General features: G+C 71.5%; 16 protein-coding genes. 8 read left to right on the top strand and 8 right to left on the bottom strand.

Going from position 1 to position 17,398, the window contains the following annotated elements; all coding sequences use genetic code 11:
• Positions 1 to 31 precede the first annotated feature (31 nt).
• Positions 32 to 1,531 carry a methyltransferase gene (locus AB0I72_RS02615; protein ID WP_358562059.1) on the bottom strand — a complete coding sequence of 500 codons (1,500 nt, stop codon included), beginning with the start codon at positions 1,529 to 1,531 and terminating at the stop codon, positions 32 to 34.
• A 51-nt stretch (positions 1,532 to 1,582) separates the two neighbouring features.
• Positions 1,583 to 1,861 (bottom strand): DUF2530 domain-containing protein, encoded by a 279-nt coding sequence (locus AB0I72_RS02610; protein ID WP_358562056.1) that lies wholly within the window; start codon positions 1,859 to 1,861, stop codon positions 1,583 to 1,585.
• Between the two features lie 270 nt (positions 1,862 to 2,131).
• On the opposite strand from AB0I72_RS02610, the gene AB0I72_RS02605 reads away from it, so the two are divergent.
• The 3 genes from AB0I72_RS02605 (at position 2,132) to thpR (ending at position 5,771) form a co-directional block, all read left to right on the top strand.
• Complete coding sequence (locus AB0I72_RS02605; RefSeq protein ID WP_358562053.1) at positions 2,132 to 3,565, top strand: NCS2 family permease; 1,434 nt, start codon at positions 2,132 to 2,134, stop codon at positions 3,563 to 3,565.
• A gap of 142 nt (positions 3,566 to 3,707) precedes the next feature.
• On the top strand, positions 3,708 to 5,129 hold the full coding sequence (locus AB0I72_RS02600) for an MFS transporter (RefSeq protein ID WP_358562051.1): 1,422 nt from the start codon (positions 3,708 to 3,710) through the stop codon (positions 5,127 to 5,129).
• A 51-nt stretch (positions 5,130 to 5,180) separates the two neighbouring features.
• A complete protein-coding gene (gene thpR / locus AB0I72_RS02595) occupies positions 5,181 to 5,771 on the top strand; it encodes an RNA 2',3'-cyclic phosphodiesterase (protein ID WP_358562048.1) in 591 nt (196 codons plus the stop codon).
• Positions 5,772 to 5,888: 117 nt separating this feature from the next.
• Here the strand turns inward: thpR and AB0I72_RS02590 are convergent, their stop codons facing one another.
• Positions 5,889 to 6,614: a 3-keto-5-aminohexanoate cleavage protein gene (locus AB0I72_RS02590; protein WP_358562045.1), complete on the bottom strand. Its 726-nt coding sequence runs from the start codon at positions 6,612 to 6,614 to the stop codon at positions 5,889 to 5,891.
• 93 nt (positions 6,615 to 6,707) lie between these two features.
• Between AB0I72_RS02590 and AB0I72_RS02585 the strand changes: the two genes are divergently transcribed.
• Complete coding sequence (locus AB0I72_RS02585; RefSeq protein WP_358562042.1) at positions 6,708 to 7,766, top strand: hypothetical protein; 1,059 nt, start codon at positions 6,708 to 6,710, stop codon at positions 7,764 to 7,766.
• A 251-nt stretch (positions 7,767 to 8,017) separates the two neighbouring features.
• Here the strand turns inward: AB0I72_RS02585 and AB0I72_RS02580 are convergent, their stop codons facing one another.
• On the bottom strand, positions 8,018 to 8,614 hold the full coding sequence (locus AB0I72_RS02580; RefSeq protein ID WP_358562039.1) for a CGNR zinc finger domain-containing protein: 597 nt from the start codon (positions 8,612 to 8,614) through the stop codon (positions 8,018 to 8,020).
• A gap of 61 nt (positions 8,615 to 8,675) precedes the next feature.
• Here AB0I72_RS02580 and AB0I72_RS02575 point away from each other — a divergent pair, with 61 nt between their 5' ends.
• Positions 8,676 to 9,125, top strand: coding sequence for a VOC family protein (locus AB0I72_RS02575; RefSeq protein ID WP_358562036.1), 450 nt, complete (start codon positions 8,676 to 8,678; stop codon positions 9,123 to 9,125).
• 9 nt (positions 9,126 to 9,134) lie between these two features.
• Here AB0I72_RS02575 and AB0I72_RS02570 read toward each other — a convergent pair whose 3' ends face one another.
• Complete coding sequence (locus tag AB0I72_RS02570; RefSeq protein ID WP_358562033.1) at positions 9,135 to 10,133, bottom strand: glycerophosphodiester phosphodiesterase family protein; 999 nt, start codon at positions 10,131 to 10,133, stop codon at positions 9,135 to 9,137.
• 182 nt (positions 10,134 to 10,315) lie between these two features.
• The gene (gene serC / locus AB0I72_RS02565) at positions 10,316 to 11,446 is read right to left on the bottom strand and encodes a phosphoserine transaminase (protein ID WP_358562030.1); all 1,131 of its coding nucleotides are present in this window, start codon (positions 11,444 to 11,446) and stop codon (positions 10,316 to 10,318) included.
• 175 nt (positions 11,447 to 11,621) lie between these two features.
• On the opposite strand from serC, the gene pdxH reads away from it, so the two are divergent.
• From pdxH to AB0I72_RS02550, 3 genes are all read left to right on the top strand, one after another.
• A complete protein-coding gene (pdxH, locus tag AB0I72_RS02560) occupies positions 11,622 to 12,275 on the top strand; it encodes a pyridoxamine 5'-phosphate oxidase (protein ID WP_358562027.1) in 654 nt (217 codons plus the stop codon).
• 431 nt (positions 12,276 to 12,706) lie between these two features.
• Positions 12,707 to 13,408 carry a metal-dependent transcriptional regulator gene (locus AB0I72_RS02555; RefSeq protein WP_358562024.1) on the top strand — a complete coding sequence of 234 codons (702 nt, stop codon included), beginning with the start codon at positions 12,707 to 12,709 and terminating at the stop codon, positions 13,406 to 13,408.
• 146 nt (positions 13,409 to 13,554) lie between these two features.
• Positions 13,555 to 15,864 (top strand): SpoIIE family protein phosphatase, encoded by a 2,310-nt coding sequence (locus AB0I72_RS02550; protein WP_358562021.1) that lies wholly within the window; start codon positions 13,555 to 13,557, stop codon positions 15,862 to 15,864.
• A 97-nt stretch (positions 15,865 to 15,961) separates the two neighbouring features.
• Here the strand turns inward: AB0I72_RS02550 and AB0I72_RS02545 are convergent, their stop codons facing one another.
• Together AB0I72_RS02545 and AB0I72_RS02540 are read right to left on the bottom strand one after the other, a co-directional pair.
• The gene (locus tag AB0I72_RS02545; protein WP_358562018.1) at positions 15,962 to 16,129 is read right to left on the bottom strand and encodes a hypothetical protein; all 168 of its coding nucleotides are present in this window, start codon (positions 16,127 to 16,129) and stop codon (positions 15,962 to 15,964) included.
• A gap of 33 nt (positions 16,130 to 16,162) precedes the next feature.
• Positions 16,163 to 17,305, bottom strand: coding sequence for an acyl-CoA dehydrogenase family protein (locus AB0I72_RS02540; protein WP_358562015.1), 1,143 nt, complete (start codon positions 17,303 to 17,305; stop codon positions 16,163 to 16,165).
• Positions 17,306 to 17,398 lie beyond the last annotated feature (93 nt).

The following is a 17,398-nucleotide window of genomic DNA, read 5'->3' as shown; positions in this document are numbered from 1 at the left end:
GCGGCCGACGGCTCGTGCCCGGCGGGCCGCCCTACCGGGCCACCCGGAAGAAGCCTTCCGAGATCAGCGTGCGCAGGGCGTCGGGCGTGCGCTCGCGGATGACCTCGGGGTCCTCGCCCATCAGTTCGGCGATCACGTCCAGGAGGGGCCCGACGGGCATGGTGCCGTCGCACACCCCGGCCAGGGCCGCCTCGACCGTGCCGATGCGCGCGACCCGGTGCGGGCCGCCGCGCTGGCGCAGGACGATCTTCTCCGGGTCCGGGGCGCCGGGCCGACCCACGCGCTCCTCCACCACGTTCGGGGCGAGGGCCACGTGGGCGGAGAGCAGCGCGGCGTCGGTGAGCCGGTGCGCGGTCATCGCGCCGTCCACCACGTCCGGCAGGTAGGGGCCGACGGGCCGTTCGATCTCGTGCCGCAGCTCCTCCACCCGCACGGTCGCGTCCTGCGCGGCGTCGTTGCGCAGGCAGATCCAGCCGAAGCCGATCCCCTTGATGCCCTCGCGCTCGAAGTAGTCGAGCCAGGCGTCGTAGCGGCGCGTGTACTCGGGGGTGCCGTGCTCGCAGGAGTCGCGCAGCCACAGCTCCACGTACTCCGCGGGGTCCTGGACGTCCCGCTGGACCACCCAGCCCGAACACCCGGTGCCGGTCACCCAGCCGCCGACGCGGTCCGCCCAGTCGTCGCCGTCGGAGTGCGTCCAGTTGGCGAGGATCTGACACCAGCCCCCGTCGGTCAGGTGCTCGGGAGCCCGCCGGACCAGCTCGGCGCAGACGGTGTCGCCGGGCAGGTCGGACTCGCGGTAGGTGAACCGGGCCGACTCGGGGGTGATGACGAACGGCGGGTTGGAGACGATCAGGTCGAAGCGCTCGCCCGCGACCGGGTCGAACATCGAGCCCTGCTCCAGGCGCGCCCCGGTGACGCCGGACAGCGCCAGGCTGATCCCGGCCAGGCGCACCGCGCGCGGGTTGAGGTCGGTGGCGACCACCTCGCGGGCGCGGGATGCCAGGTGCAGCGCCTGCACACCGCATCCGGTGCCCAGGTCCAGGGCGCGGTCGACCGGGCCGTCCACGATGAGCTGGGACAGCGTCGCCGACGCGCCCCCGGCCCCCACCACGTGGTCGGGTCGGGGCACGGCTCCGCTGCCCGGCCGGACCTTGGGGTCGGAGACGACGAACCCCGGGCGGCCCTCCTCCAGCTCCCACGGGCCCAGGTGGACCAGGGCACGCACGACGGGGCCGTCGGCGGCGCCGCGGTCGACGGTGACGAGCCCGGCCTCGGCCAGCTCGTCGACGGGCAGGATGGCGCGGGCGGCCCGCTCGGGGATGGGCGCCTGGAGCCACCACAGCCGCAGCAGCAGTCCGAGGCGTTCGTCCCCGCCGGTGGCGCGCAGCGCGGGCACCAGCTCCTCGCGGGCGAGCGCCCGTGCGGCGGCGTCGCCGAGCCGGTCGCGGACGCCGGACACCGTGTAGTCGGCGTCGATGAGGATGCCGCGGAGGCGGTCGGCGAGCGCTCGCGGGAATTCTGTCTCAGACACCCGCCCATTATCGGTCAGGCGGAAGGGTGTCGCGCTGGTCGGTGGGGTGGTTCAGGAGGGGTCGGCGGGATCGCCGTCGGTGCTGGAGAGCGTGCGCTCGGCCGCCTCGGCGCGCTTGCGGAGCAGCCGTGGGATGTAGAGGAAACCGAACACGCCCAGGACGATCCCGGTCACACAGACGCCGATCCACCACCGTTCGGTGTCGGGGAGGCCGTCGCCCAGGGACACGAGGACGATGAGCGCCACCGTCCACGCCGCGGTGCCGATGGCGGCGGGGACGCGGTAGTCGCTCTCGTGGACGTCGGGGTCGGGCTGGCGAGGTTTGCGCACGTGCCCAGGCTATCGGCTGGCGGTGCGCCGAGCCCGTCCGCGCCCTCCGTCCTGGGCGGACGCGGAGGGCTCGGCGAGAGGCCGTTCCGGCGGTGCGCTCGGTCACATTTCTGAGGCCGATCATCCGACCATATGGCGTTTGCTCCAAAACGCGTGCGTGAGATGTGACATCTGTTGTACGAACACGCAACTAACCTGGCCCAGAATCCTTGTTGTCCCGTAAAGCGACCAGGTCAGGCTGACGTGAAGACTCCACGCACATCCCCCTCCATGCCGTCCAAGGCCCCGTCGGGCTTCATGGACCGCTTCTTCCACTTCACCGAACGCGGCTCGAACCTCTCGACCGAGATCCGCGGCGGCCTGGCGACCTTCTTCGCCATGGCCTACATCGTCGTGCTCAATCCGCTGATCATCGGCACCGCCGAGGACGTCAACGGCGAGACCCTGGGCATCCCGCAGGTCGCGGCGGTCACCGCCCTCGTCGCGGCCATCTCCTGCGTCCTCATGGGCATCGTCAGCCGCTACCCGTTCGCCATCGCGGCGGGCATGGGCCTCAACGCGGTCATCGCCTACGGGCTCGCCCCGCTCATGCCGTGGGCCGACGTCTTCCTGCTGGTCATCATCGAGGGCGTCCTGCTGCTCATCCTCGTGGTCACCGGGTTCCGGACCGCGGTCTTCGCCGCGATCCCGTCGGGGATCAAGACCGCGATCGCGGTCGGCGTGGGCCTGTTCCTCGCGCTCATCGGCCTGGTCAACGCCGGGTTCGTGCAGGCGGGCGAGGGAACCCCGGTCCAGCTGGGCGACGGGGGCCTCAACGGCTGGCCGATCGTGGTCTTCGTGCTCGGCCTGCTCGTGAGCGTCGCGCTGTACGTCCGCAGGGTGAAGGGCGCGCTGCTCATCGGCATCGTCCTGGCGACCGTCGTCGCGATCCTCGTGGAGACCGTGCTCGGCGGCGGCGAGGCGGACGGCCTCGGCTGGAGCCTGACCGTCCCGAGCCTGCCCACCGGCGTCGGCGACCTCGTGGCCCTGCCGGACCTCAGCCTCGTCGGCCTCTTCACCGAGGGCGGCGGCGACGTCCTCGCCCGGTGGAACGAGATCGGCTTCGCCACGGTGTTGATGCTCGTCTTCACCCTGCTGCTCGCCGACTTCTTCGACACCATGGGCACCATGGTCGGCGTCGCCTACGAGGCCGGGCTGGTCGACGACGACGGCAACATGGAGAACACGCGCGGGGTCCTCGTCGCCGACTCCTTCGGCACGATCCTCGGCGGCATCGGCTCGGCGTCGGTGAACACCGTCTACGCCGAGTCGGCGGCGGGCGTCGGCGAGGGCGCCCGGACCGGTGTCGCGCCGATCGTCACCGGCGGCATGATGCTGCTGGCCACCTTCTTCACCCCGCTCGTGAGCCTGGTGCCGTTCGAGGCGGCCACGCCCGTGCTGGTGCTGGTGGGCTTCATGATGATGACCCAGGTGGTCAACATCGACTTCCGGGACCCGGCGCTCGGCATCGGGTCGTTCCTGGCGATCATCATGATGCCGTTCACCTACTCCATCGCCAACGGCATCGGGTTCGGCCTGCTGGGCTACGCGTTCGTCCGCCTGGTGCAGGGCAAGGCCAACCAGGTGCACCCGCTGCTGTGGGTGATCTCGGTGATCTTCCTGATCCACTTCGCGGAGGCCCCGATCTACGCCCTCATCGGCTGATCCGGGCCGCATCCCCGCGGCGGGAATGCGCGGGGTCGTGAACGGCGTTGTCTCCAGTGATGAGTCAACGCCGTTTACGCTTACGTGGCACCATGTTCCCCCCGACCCCGCACCACGAGCCCGACCGGGCGGTGAGGGGCTGATGTCGCGCCTGGCGATGTTCCGATCCCTGGCCGTGCGCAACTACCGCCTGTACGCGCTCGGCCAGCTCATGTCCAACCCCGGCACCTGGATGCAGCGCATCGCCCAGGACTGGCTGGTCCTGCAGCTGAGCGGTGGCAGCGGCATCGCGCTGGGCATGACCACGGCGCTCCAGTTCCTGCCGATGCTGCTGTTCGGCCTGTGGGGCGGGGCACTGGTCGACCGGCTCGACAAGCGGCGGATACTGGTCTTCACCCAGGCCTCCATGGGTCTGCTGGCCGTCGCGCTGGGCGTGCTCGCCACGGTGGGCGCCGCCCAGGTGTGGCACGTCTACCTGTTCGCGTTCGCGCTCGGGCTGATCACGGTGCTGGACAACCCGGGCCGCCAGGCGTTCGTCCCGGAGATGGTCGACCGGGAGCGGCTGAGCAACGCCATCGCGCTCAACAGCGCCAGCTTCCAGCTCGGGCGGGTCACCGGTCCGGCGATCGCCGGGCTGCTCATCGCGTGGATCGGCAGCGGGCCGGTGTTCATGATCAACGGGGTGTCGTTCGGCTTCACGATCGTCGCGCTGTTGATGATCCGCACCGGCGAGCTCCACAGGACCGACCCCGTGCCGGGCGGCAAGGGGCGGATCCGCGAGGGTCTGCGCTACGTCAGCGGCAGACGGGACCTCGTGCTGCTGCTCGTCCTGGCCGCGTGCGTGCAGTTCTTCGGGGCCAACGGGCAGAACCAGATCGCCCTGATGGTGAACAACGTGTTCGAGACGGGCGCGGCCGCGTTCGGCGTCGCCGCCGCGGCCCTGGCGGTCGGGGCGCTGGTGGGCGCGCTGCTCGCCGCCCGCCGGGAGCGGCCGAGGCTGAGCCTGGTGCTGCTGGGATCCCTGGGGTTCGGGGTGTCCCAGGTGGTCGCGGGCGCGATGCCGGGCTACGTGTCGTTCGTGGTGGTGCTCGTACCGATGGGCGTCGTCTTCATCACGTTCGTGACCACACTCAACGCGACGTTCCAGTTGAGCGTCGACCCGCGGATGCGCGGTCGGGTGATGAGCATGTTCATGCTGGTGTTCATGGGCGTGGCGCCGATCGGCGCCCCCGTGGTCGGCCTGCTCGCCGACGCGTTCGGTCCCCGCGCGAGTCTGATGACCGGCGGTGTGGTGACGATCGCGGTCGTCTGCACGCTGAGCGCGCTCCTGGCACGGGTCACGGGCGTGGGCCTGTGGGACCTGGTGTCCGGGAGGAGCCCGGGCCTGGAGAGTGCGCACATGGCTGAGGAGCCCGAGGACCCGGCGGCGGCAGAGGAGACCGGGGAGTCACTGGAGTCTGAGGAGGCCCTGGGGTCCGCAGAGGCTCCGGGGACGCCGGAACCGTGTGGGGACGACGTGGATCCGGATCGGCGCCCTTCGGAGGAGACCGGCGCCCGGGTGTGAGCCGGAGCGGCCGTCGGATCACGGCACGCCCGTTCGGGGAACGAGGACGGTATGAGACTCTTCGTCGCGCTCAACCCTCCGACCGAGACCCTGGAGGCTCTGGCCGAGGCCGTCGACCGGGGGCGCGGGTTCGGGCGTCCCGTGCGCTGGACCGGGACCGACGCCTGGCACATCACCCTCGTGTTCCTGGGAGAGGTGGAGGAGGACCGTCTGCCGGTGCTCACGGCCGCGATCGGGGAGAGGGCGCGCACCCAGCGGGCGCTGTCCCTCGCCATCGAGGGCTGGGGCCGCTTCCCGCCGAGGGGACGGCGTTCGTCCGTCCTGTGGGCGGGCGTGAGCGGGGACACCGAGGCCCTGGACGCTCTCGCCCACGGCATGCGTTCGGCGGCGCGAGCCGCGAGGATCTCCGTGGAACGCAGACCCTACGTGCCGCATGTCACGGTCGCCCGAAGCCGTCCGCCCAGCGACCTCGGAGAGGTCGTCGAGGCCCTCGGAGACCTGCGGGGGGACCGCTGGCAGGCCCGCGACGTGCACCTCATCGAGAGCCGTCCCGGTTCGGCCGACCGCTACCGAACCGTCCAGACCTGGGCGTTAGGCTGGGAAGCCGATTCGGAGCGACCACCGGAGCTGGACACGCCATGAGCATGCTCACCAACAACCGCAAGCAGCGCTGGCTGCTGCCCGTGGTGCTCGGTTCGATCATGCTCATCGTGGTGCTGGGGTCGCTCCTCACCTGACCGGGGTCCGGAGGGTCGGCGCTCATGCCTTCGCGGAGACCAGCTCCACCGCGTGCGCCACCAGCGCGGCGTTGTCGTGGGCCTCCGTGCCGTCGGGCAGCCGCATCGTGTCCTCCAGCCCGATCCGCACGTCGTAGCCGGCCTCGACCGCCTCCTCCAGCATCGGCCAGGCGGTCGCGTCCGAACCGTGCAGCATCCGGGGCGTCGTCACCCGGGCCCGGTCCAGGAGCGAGATCACCGCGTCGGCGTTCGCGCGCGCGTCCGCCACCGTGACCTGGGTGGGTTCGACCAGGACCGCCGCCACCGGGATCCTCGTCGCGACCAGGATGCGCGCCGCCTCCACCGTCCACACCCCGGCCTCCACCGCCACCCGGCGGTCGTCCAACAGGTGCACGAGATCGACGGATCCCGCCTCGTGCAGGTTCACCGTCACCGAGTCGGGTAACGCGGACGAGGCCCATCTCTGCACCAGGTCGTACCGGCGCCAGGGGTCGGACTCGGCGGACAGGGAGGTGGTGAGCGACACGGGCACCTCGGGCCCGTCGGCGCGCAGCCGCTCCATCAGGGGCGCGACCACCTGCGGTTCGAGCGACTCGGCGCCACCTGAGTCGCGCGGGTGCACGTGGATCGCGGTGGCGCCCGCCTCGACCACGGCGTGCGCGTCCGTGACGAGCTGGTCCACGGACACGGGCAGGGCGGGATGCGCACCGGGACGGCGGTCCCCGTTGAGACAGGCGACGATCCTCATGTGGGTCTCCTCACGGCGCTCCGTATGCCGAATGTGCCCGCTCCCCAGCGGGTGCAAGCACCGGGGCCGGATCGCCCTGGCAGGATGGCGACCATGACACGACCGCTCGCACTCGCCGTGGCCGCCCTCCTCGTCGCGGCCTCCGCCGTCCCGGCCTCCGCCTCGACGACCGAACCGGGCGACGACGGCACCGGCGGCCTGGACTACCCGCGCGGAGGCGAGGGTCCGGAGGGGTCGGAGACCGCGTTCACCCTCCAGGACCCGGGCATCGCCGAGTCCAGCGGCATCGCCCCGTCCCAGCTGCACGAGGGCGTGTGGTGGACGCACAACGACAGCGGTCCCATCGCGCCCGAGGTGTACGCGGTGAACGAGGAGGGCGAGACGCTCGCGACGATCACCCTCGCCGTCCAGCTGCGCGACTGGGAGGCGATCACCGTCACCGAAGGCGCGGACGGGGCGCCCGCGGTCCTCGTGGGCGACATCGGCGACAACTTCGGCGGGAGCTGGCCGAACGTCAGCGTCCTCCGCTTCCCCGAGCCCGCGACCCTCGCCGACGCCACGGTCGAGCCCGAGGAGATCACCCTGACCTACGCCGACGGCGGGCGCGACGCGGAGTCGATGATGGTCGACCCCCGCGACGGCCGTCTGTACGTGGTGTCCAAGGAGTTCTCCGGCGGCGTGTACGCGGCGCCCGAGGAGCTCGACCCGGCGGGCGTGAACACCCTGGAGCGGATCGACTCGGCCCCGCTGTTCGCCACCGACGCGGCCTTCGCGCCCGACGGCAGCCGGTACGTGATCCGCACCTACTGGGGGGCCAACGTCTACGACGCCACCGAGGGCGTGCCGGGCGCCTCCCTGGGATCGTTGGAGCTGCCCGAGTCCGACCAGGGGGAGTCGATCGCCTTCACCCCCGACGGGACCGCGCTCATGGCCGGGACGGAGGGGGTCAACGCCCCCGTGTGGCGGGTGCCGCTGGAGGAGCGGTACCTGTCCGGCGAGCCGACCGAGGCGGAACCGGAGCCGACGCAGGAGAGCGAGGCCGACGCCGAGGCGGACAGTGGAGGGGGAGGGGCGCTGCCGTTCATCCTGGGCGGGGTCGTGGTCGCCGCGCTGGTCATCGGCGGGATCGTGCTGCTCGCCCGCCGGGGGTAGCGGTAGGTCCTCGGGTGTCGCCACCCGTTCCACGAGTTCTCACACGCTGCCCGGAGCGGGGCGTTCCGTTACCCGGCTTCGTCGGGCGGGAGCGCCGCCTCCGCCGCGGCCATGACCCGTTTCCAGTGCTCGCGGCGCTCCGCCCGCTCGTCATGAACCGCCAGACCTCCTCGGCTGGCAGCGGCGGGGTCCGCGACACGCCGATCTGGTACCCGGCGTCCCGGGTCAGTCCGACCTCTCCCATGGGCTCCTCACTCCCGGCTCTCCCGGCGGGCGCGCAGCGCCCTCACCTTCGCGCGGTTCCCGCAGCGGTCCATCGAGCACCACCGCCGCCTTCCGGGGCGCGAGGTGTCGACGAAGAGCAGCAGGCAGTCGTGCGCCGCGCACTCGCGCACGCGGTCGACGTGGGGTCCCGTGAACAGGTCGACGGCGTCGCGCGCCACGGTGGACAGCACCCGTGATCCGTCGGCGGGCACGGCCCAGGACGAGGTTCGATCAGGGGTCATCACCGGCGCCAGCGGCGGCTCCGCCGCGCACCGGTTGATCTCGGCGACGTCCTCCGGGGGGAACGCACGGCCCTGGGCCGCCGCGCGCGTCACGCGCAGGATGGCGTCGCGCAGGCGGCGGGCGTCGGTCACGTGCGCCTCTGACACCCGCACGTCCTCCAGGCGCAGCCGCGACACCCGCGTCCACGCGGCCAGGTCGTCGGGCGTGTGCAGGACCTCCCAACGGGCCAGTTCGCCGGGGCCGCCCGTGGTCAGCAGTTCCAGGCACAGCGCCCCCGGGTCGAACAGGTAGCTCGCCCCGTCCGGCGGGTGCATCGGCACGCCCGTTGCGCTCGTCTTCATGTAACTAGTATAACTGGAATCACCGGGGGCGTTCGGCCTCCGGAGGTTGGGGGGATCACCGATGGCCGTGAATGTCCAGCTCGTCGTGGACTGCGCCGAACCGCTCTCGCTCTCCCGGTTCTGGGCGACGGCGCTGGAGTACGAGCCCGAGGACAACGACGCCCTCATCGGGCGCCTGGTGGACCAGGGGCTGGTCGGGGAGGACGACTACACCGTCGTGGCCGGGCGCAGGGCGTTCGTCACCGTCGCCGCGATCCGCCACCCGGACGACCCCGTGCAGGAGGACACCGGGATCGGCCTGGGCCGACGTCTGCTCTTCCAGCGGGTGCCCGAGGGCAAGACGGTGAAGAACCGCCTCCACCTCGACCTGCGCGTGGGCCACGACCGGCGCGCCGGGACGGTGAAGGCCCTGGAGGCGCTCGGCGCGACGGTCGTGCGCACGGTCGAGGAGCCCGGGGCCTCGCACGTCACCATGCTCGACCCCGAGGGCAACGAGTTCGACGTCCAGTGACACCGGCGGCTACCCCTCGGGCGTGAGGAAGTGCTCGCGGACGAGGAAGGCGTGGCGGGAGAAGTCGGTGAACACCCCGTCCACGCCGACCTCGAAGAACGCCTCGTACTCGGCGGCGAAGCCCCCGTAGTCGCCCGGCTCGCCGTCCGAGCGCAGCTGCTCGGGCAGGAAGTGGTTCTCGCTGCGGAACGTGTAGGGGTGCACCAGGAGCCCCGCCTCGTGCGCGTTCTCGACGAGGTCCGTGGGCTCGCCCAGCCCGCCGTCCTCCGTGGTCGGGATCACCAGGCTCTTGTGCGGGCCGATGGCGTGCGCGAAGGCGGCGACCTCCGCCAGGCCGTCCGGGGTGGTGTAGTGCAGCCAGTGCTCCTCGGTGCCCATGAGGTAGACGAGGGGGAGTTCCGTCTCGGCGAGCTTGCGCAGGCTCTCCGCCTCGAAGGACTGGAGGAACACCGGGACCTTCGGCTCCGGACCGGTCAGCCCGGCCTCGCGGAGAGTCGCGATCAGGGTCGGCTCCAGCTCCAACCCCTGGGACACGTGGTAGGCGGGGTGCTTGGTCTCCGGGTAGATCCCGATCGGCCGCCCCAGCTCCTTGGTGAGCGTGAACGCGAGCTCGATGACCTCGTCCAGGGTCGGGATCTCGTAGGCCCCGTCCATCAGCGCGTTCATCGCGCGCACGTCCTGGAGCCGCTCCACCGCGCGCAGGGTCTTGATCTCGGCCAGGGTGAAGTCCTGGGCGAAGAACCCCTCGACCTCGTGCCCGTCGATCGTGCGCTTCGTGCGCCGGTCGGCGAACTCCGGGTGCTCGGCCACGTCGGTGGTCTGGCCGATCTCCTGCTCGTGGCGGCAGATCAGCTTCCCGTCCTTCGTGGCGACCAGGTCCATCTCGATGAAGTCGCCCCCGTACCGCGCCCCCAGCTCGTAGGAGGCCAGGGTGTGCTCCGGGCGGTGGCCCGACGCCCCCCGGTGGGAGATGATCTTGATCGGGAGTTCCTTCTTGTTCCTGCGCACAGCCGAACCGTCCTGAGAAGCGGAGTAGACGACAGAGTCCTCGGGGGGATCACGGCCGACCCGTGGGGGGTCGGAGGATCCATTCTCCCCGAGGCCGCCACCGGACCGCGCCCGAGGCCTCCCGATACACGGAGGGGCCGACCCGCGCACCGCGGACCGGCCCCGTCCCCACCCGGGTTCCCTCAGGAGAGCCGGGACAGCACGAAGTCCACGCACTCGGTGAGCGCCTGGACGTCGCCGGGCTCCACCGCCGGGAACATGGCGACCCGGAGCTGGTTGCGGCCGAGCTTGCGGTACGGCTCGGTGTCCACGACGCCGTTGGCGCGCAGCACCTTCGCGACCGCCGCCGCGTCCACGTCGTCGCTGAAGTCGATCGTGCCGACCACCTGAGACCGCTTGGCCGGGTCGGTGACGAAGGGCGTGGCGACCGGGGACTTCTCGGCCCAGTTGTAGAGGATCGACGACGACTCGGCCGTGCGCGCCACCGTCCACTCCAGGCCGCCCTGCGCGTTCATCCACTCCAGCTGCTCGGCGAGCAGCAGCAGCGTGGCCACGGCCGGGGTGTTGTAGGTCTGGTCCTTGCGGGAGTTGGCCACCGCCGTGGTCAGCGAGAAGAACTCCGGGACGTAGCGGCCGCCCGCCGCGATCTCCTCCACGCGCGCCAGCGCTCTGGGCGACATGACCGCGATCCACAGGCCGCCGTCGGCCGCGAAGCTCTTCTGCGGCGCGAAGTAGTACACGTCCGTCTCGGCGATGTCGACCGGCAGGCCCCCGGCGCCGCTGGTGGCGTCCACGAGCACGAGCGCGTCGTCGTCGGCGCCCGCCACCCGCCTGATCGGGGCGGCGACGCCCGTGGAGGTCTCGTTGTGCGTGAGCGCGTACACGTCCACACCGGCCTCGGCGACGGGCTCGCCGTGGCTGCCCGGGTCGGTGCTGATGACGGAGGGCTCCTCCAGCCACGGAGCGCCCTGGGCGACCTTCGCGAACTTGCTGGAGAACTCACCGAACGCCAGGTGCTGCGACCTCGAGCGCAGCAGACCGTGCGCCGCGATGTCCCAGAAGGCGGTCGTGCCGCCGTTGCCGAGCACGACCTCGTAGCCCTCGGGGAGGGAGAAGAGCTCGCTCACACCCGAGCGCACCCGGGACACCAGGGACTTCACCGGCTTCTGGCGGTGGGAGGTGCCCATGTAGCGGGTGCCGGAGGAGGCCAGCGCCTCCAGCTGCTCCGGGCGGACTTTGGACGGGCCGCTGCCGAAGCGGCCGTCGGAGGGCAGCAGGTTCGCGGGAATCTGAATGTCGTCGGTCACGGTCACCAGGGTAGTGGTGAGGCCCTCGACACGGCCGGTCAGGGCACGTGTTGGCGGCGTGAACATCCGTGACGGGCGCACGGGGAGTCACACGTCGCCGGGCGGATCGGCGGGCCGGGTCGACGCGTCGCTGGGTGGGGCGGGTGGCGCGATCGGCGCGCGGCGCGAGAGGATGCCCCTCGTGGACCACCGAAACCCTGCCGAACTGCGGAAACCGTACATGGGTGAACCCCTGCACCGGGCCGACCTGGCCGACCACCCCATGACGCAGTTCCACCTGTGGTTCGACGAGGCCTACGCCTCCGACCTGGCCGAGCCCAACGCCATGGTGCTCGCCTCAGTCGAACCCACGGGCATGCCGCGCGCGCGGACCGTCCTGATGAAGGGCTACGACCGCCGGGGGCTGCGCTTCTTCACCAACTACACCTCCCGCAAGGGGCAGGCCCTGGACGCCGATCCGCGCGCCAGCGTCGTCTTCCCCTGGCACGCCATCCGCCGCCAGGTCCTCTTCGCCGGCCGCGTCACCCGCCTGTCGGACGCCGAGAACGACCGCTACTTCGCGTCCCGGCCGCGCGGATCCCAGATCGGCGCCTGGGCGAGCGAGCGCCAGTCCCAGCCGGTGACCGACCGCGCCGAGCTCGACCGCCTCTACCGGGAGTTCGACGACGTGTGGACCGCCGAGGAGGAGATCCCCCGACCGGCCTACTGGGGCGGCTACCGACTGGTCCCCGAGGAGGTGGAGTTCTGGCAGGGCGGCGCCGACCGCATGCACGACCGGTTCGTCTACACGCCCGACGGGAACGGCGGCTGGCGGGTCGAGCGTCTGGCCCCCTGACCAGCCGCGTGTCGTCTCCCGCCCGCCCGGATCTCCCCGACACGCCCCCGCGAGGGCACTTCGTACGCCCGTTCGGTATATCGTGGGTCGAGCCGGGGTCGCGTCTGAGCCCCAGGACACCCAACCCCCCACCAGCGGTACCCGTGCCCCCCGACCGGCGGGGTCCGCGGCGCAGGGGGTGCGGACCGCCCTCCAGGAGCCGGGTTCCGACCGAACCTCCGACGAGGGCGACGCGTCCGCGCTGTGAGACCAGAAGTTCGCGTCGTCACCGTCGCGATATGCTTGCGGTATCGGTGGTCGCTCCCGCGGTCCTGCGGACGTCCCGGTCCCCACTCGGCCTCTGGGAATCACGTACCCCCGGCCTGTGTTGTGAGAGACCTGCCGTGCCCGCCGTGACCGCGCGACGGGCACAGAGCCTTGGGAGGGGAGACTTGACCGCACACGGGCTGATCGACACCACGGAGATGTACCTCCGGACGGTCTTCGAGCTCGAGGAGGAGGGGATCGTCCCGCTTCGGGCGCGGATCGCCGAGCGCCTGCACCAGAGCGGCCCCACCGTGAGCCAGACCGTGGCCCGCATGGAGCGCGACGGTCTGCTGCGCGTCGAGAACGACCGTCACCTGGTCATGACGGCGGAGGGCCGCCGCCTGGCCACCCACGTCATGCGCAAGCACCGGCTCGCCGAGCGGCTGCTCGTCGACGTCATCGGCCTCCCCTGGGAGGACGTCCACATCGAGGCCTGCCGCTGGGAGCACGTCATCTCCGAGGCGGTGGAGCAGCGGCTCGTCACCCTGCTCAACGCCCCCTCGGTGTGCCCGCACGGCAACCCCATCCCCGCCCTGGACGAGCTGGGCCTGGAGGACTACGCGCCGGAGCCGTTCACCGACGACTCGATCGTCCCCATGGTCGAGGTCGCGGGGAACAGCGACACCACCGTCACCGTCCGGCGCATCAGCGAGCAGTTGCAGTCCGACGCCGACATCATGCTCACGCTCCGCAAATCCGGGGTACGACCGGATCAGGAAGTGGTCCTGCGGTCCACGGACGACGGGGTGCGCGTGACGGGCGGCGAGGCCGGATCCGCCGACCTGCCGGCGGATGTCGCCGGGCACATCTTCGTCGCCAAACCGTGAACCGTTCGGTGGACGGGTGGCACATCGGGATTGTCTCAATGCGCTGCGGGAACGTTGACGGTGTTGCTACGCTCGCCCCAAGGTCGGTCGTTCGGGGTACCGGGAGCGGGCATGTGCGCAGCTCATGACGGCGAGGTGGCGGCTAGATGACACGGTGGGGTGAGCCCTTCCGAGAGAGCGACGCGCTCGCCACGGCCGCCGTCGTGGACCAGGCGCAGATCGCCATCGTCGTCATCGACCGGTTCAGCCTGCTCAGGTACTGGAACCCCTTCGCCCGCGAGCTCTTCGGCTTCGTCGACGGCCGCGACTACGTGGGGCTCTCCCTGCTCGACATCGGCATCCACGAGTCCGACCGCGAACACGCCTCCCAGCTGGCCCGCCGCGTCCTGCGCGGCGAGCCCTGGGAGGGCACCTTCGCGGTGCTCAAGGGCGACGCCAACTGGATCCACGTGCGCGCCCAGGCGGTCCCCCTGCGCAACGAGGAAGGCGAGATCGACGGCATCACCCTGATCGCGCGCGAGGCCCTGCGCGGCGGTCGGGTGGAGGAGCAGTACGGTCTGCTGGAGCGCATCAGCAGCCGCCTGGCCAGCTCGCTGGAGTTCGAGTCCACGGTCAGGGGCGTGGCGGGCATCCTCGTCCCGCAGTTCGCCGACCACTGCTTCATCGACCTCTACGACCACGACCGACTGGTCCGGCAGGTCTCGGTGCACGCCGAGGGATGGAGCCCGCCCGCGCGCACCTGGTTCGAGGTCGGCGACGAGGTCCGCTACCCCGAACGCCACTTCGTCACCCAGGCGCTGCGCCGCCTGGAGACCGTGGTCAGCAGCGACTACCTCTTCGACCACTCGCCCACCGACCGCTCCGACCACGTCTCCCGCCAGGTCGGCGTCACCTCCGCGATCGCCGCGCCCCTGCGCGCCCGGGGCGAGGTGCTCGGCGTGCTCACCCTCGCCCTGTCCGGGCTCTCCCCCCGGCAGAAGAGCACCTACGGAGGCTTCGACCGCGACCTGGTCGGCGCGATCGCCTCGCGCGTGGCCCTGGCCATCGACAACGCCCGCCTGTTCGAGGAGGAGCGCACCACGGCGCTCGCCTTCCAGAACAGCCTGCTGCCGAGCACCTTCCCGCAGCTGGACGGCCTGACGATCGCGCACCGCTACCTGCCCGCCGGTCCCATCCAGGCGCACGGCTACGGGGTGCAGACCCAGGTCGGCGGCGACTTCTACGACGCCATCCCGCTGTCCGCCGGACGCGTGGGCCTGGTCGTCGGCGACGTCGAGGGACGCGGACCGCACGCGGCCGCCGTCATGGGCCAGCTGCGCGCCGCCCTGCGCGCGTTCGCCCAGGCCGACCGCGAGCCCGCCGACATCCTCCGCGAACTCGACGAGTGGGTCCGCCAGCTCGGGCAGCCCGACGGCGACGGCGGCACCTGGATCCCCAGCGTGAGCTGCCTCTACATGGTCTACGACGCCTGGTCGCGCGAGCTGTCCTACGCCAACGCCGGGCACGCCTCGCCGCTCCTGGTCAGCTCGGACGCGGTCGAGACGCTCGACCTGGAGGTCACCGACCGCATGCTGGGCGTCCGCGCGCGCGGCGGCGCGGGCGAGGACGTCGTCTACCACCAGGCCAACCTGCGGCTGCCGATCGGCGTCACCCTGGTCCTGTACACCGACGGTCTCGTGGACCGGCGGCCGGCGGGCGGCCGACCGGATCCGGAGGGGGCGCTGCTCCGCCTGGCCGAGCGCGTCACCGAGGTCGCCGACAAGGACGTGGAGCAGATCGCCGAGGCGGCGGTGCACAGCGTCCCCGGCGAGATGGACGACGACACCGCGCTGCTGGTCGTGCGCACCCACTCCGACGAGCTCGCGCTGTGCGAGGGCTGGTTCAGATCCGAGGCCTCCACCGTGGGCGAGGCGCGCCACCTGGCCGCCAACACGTTCGAGGAGTGGGGGGTGGACCGCGACCAGGCGGAGCTGGCGTGCCTGCTGGTCTCGGAGATCGTCACCAACGTCGTCATCCACGCCACCCCGCACCCCGTGCACCGCGAGTTCACCGGCAACGGCGTGCTGGACTCCGAGACCCCCTTCGACGCCGGCGGCTCGGTCGACGAGTTCGACGAGGACTGGACCGACCTGTTGGAGGAGGCGGCCTCCACCGACGAGTCGGACGAGGAGCAGGCCGAGAAGGAGTTCCTCCTCCGGCTGCGCCGCGGCGCGTCCGCCGTGTGGGTGGAGGTCTTCGACCACGACCTCCGGCTGCCGCGCATCCGCAGCGCCGCCGCGGACGACGAGGGCGGCCGCGGTCTCTACCTCGTCGAACAGCTGGCCACGCGCTGGGGCTCCCGGCCCACCCCGGACGGCAAGGCGGTGTGGTTCGAGATGCCGATGCACGGCGAGGACCACGACGAGCGGACCGACGGCGACCGGTCGGAGGCGGCGTCGGCGGAGGGGTCCGCCTGACCGTTCCGCGGCACGGCACGGGAGATCCCCTCCGGGCCCCGTGCCGGGACGGAGCGCGTCGACCGGCGTGCGGCGTGACGCGCGCCCCCGACGGCTCTCAGCGCCAGGACCACGCCCACAGCAGCAGGCACAGGAACACGAAGAAGACCACGATCCCGCCGGTCGTCCACGGGATGTGCACCTTGGGCCGGAGCTTGCGCACGCCGATCACGAGCAGCACGACCAGCAGGCCCATGACGATGAGGCCGTCCCACGCACCGCTCATGACCGATCCGACCCTTCCCGAACGGGGGCTGTGTCACAGGCCCAGGCCGCGCCCCACGATCTCCTTCATGATCTCGGTGGTGCCACCGAAGATCGTCTGCACGCGGGCGTCCTGCCAGGCCCTCGCCACCGGATATTCCATCATGTACCCGTAGCCGCCGTGAAGCTGGAGGCAGCGGTCCATCACCCGGTTGCACATCTCGGTGGTCCACCACTTGGCCATGGCGGCGTCCTCGACGGTGAGCTCACCCCGGTTGAGCAGCTCGACTCCCCGGTCGACGTAGACGCGGGCCATGTCCACCTCGGTGGCCATCTCGGCCAGGACGAAACGCGAGTTCTGGAACCGCCCGATCGGGCGGCCGAAGGCGGTGCGCTCCCGGCAGTACTCGACGGTGTGCCGGAGCATCGCGTCGGCGGAGGCCACCGCGCAGGTGGCGATGGACAGCCGCTCCTGCGGCAGGTTCTCCATCAGGTGGATGAATCCCTGGTTCTCCACGCCGACGAGGTTGGCGACCGGCACGCGCACGTCGGAGAAGAACAGCTCGGCGGTGTCCTGCGCCTTCATCCCGACCTTGTCCAGGTTGCGCCCGCGCTCGAAGCCGGGGGCGCCGCGCTCCACGGCGATGAGCGAGAAACCCTGCGCGCCCGCGTCGGGGTCGGTCTGGCAGACCACGATCACCACGTCGGCGTTGATCCCGTTGGTGATGAAGGTCTTCTGGCCGTTGACGACGTACTCGTCGCCGTCCCGCACCGCCGAGGTCCGGATGCCCTGGAGGTCGCTGCCGGTGCCGGGCTCGGTCATCGCGATCGCCGTGATCACCTCGCCGCTGGCGAACCCCGCCAGCCACCGCCGCTTCTGCTCGTCGGTGGTCAGCCCGACCATGTACGGGGCCATGACGTCGTTCTGGAGGGTGATGCCCAGGCCGCTGGCGTGGGCGTGGCAGATCTCCTCGTTGACGACCGTGTTGTACCGGTAGTCGTGGAGCCCGGTGCCGCCGTACTCCTCGGGCACGCCGTGGCCGAGGAGGCCGACCTCGCCCGCCCGCCTCCACACCTCGCGTGGGACGATGCCGTCCTTCTCCCACGTGTCGTGGAAGGGGACCACCTCGCGTGTGAGGAACTCCCTCACGCTCTCGCGGAAGAGGTCGTGGTCGGAGTCGAAGAGTTCCCGCTTCATGTGCTGCTCCGAGGGTGTCGGCGGACGCGTGCGCTCACACGGTAACCGAGTCGGATTCGGTTTTGAAGGGGGCGGGCAAGGGCGGGCAAAGAT

Source organism: Nocardiopsis sp. NPDC049922, assembly GCF_040660275.1.
In the GTDB taxonomy this organism is placed as follows: Bacteria; Actinomycetota; Actinomycetes; order Streptosporangiales; family Streptosporangiaceae; genus Nocardiopsis.
Note: the sequence above shows the minus strand (reverse complement) of the source record. Positions and strands in the feature narration are given on the sequence as shown.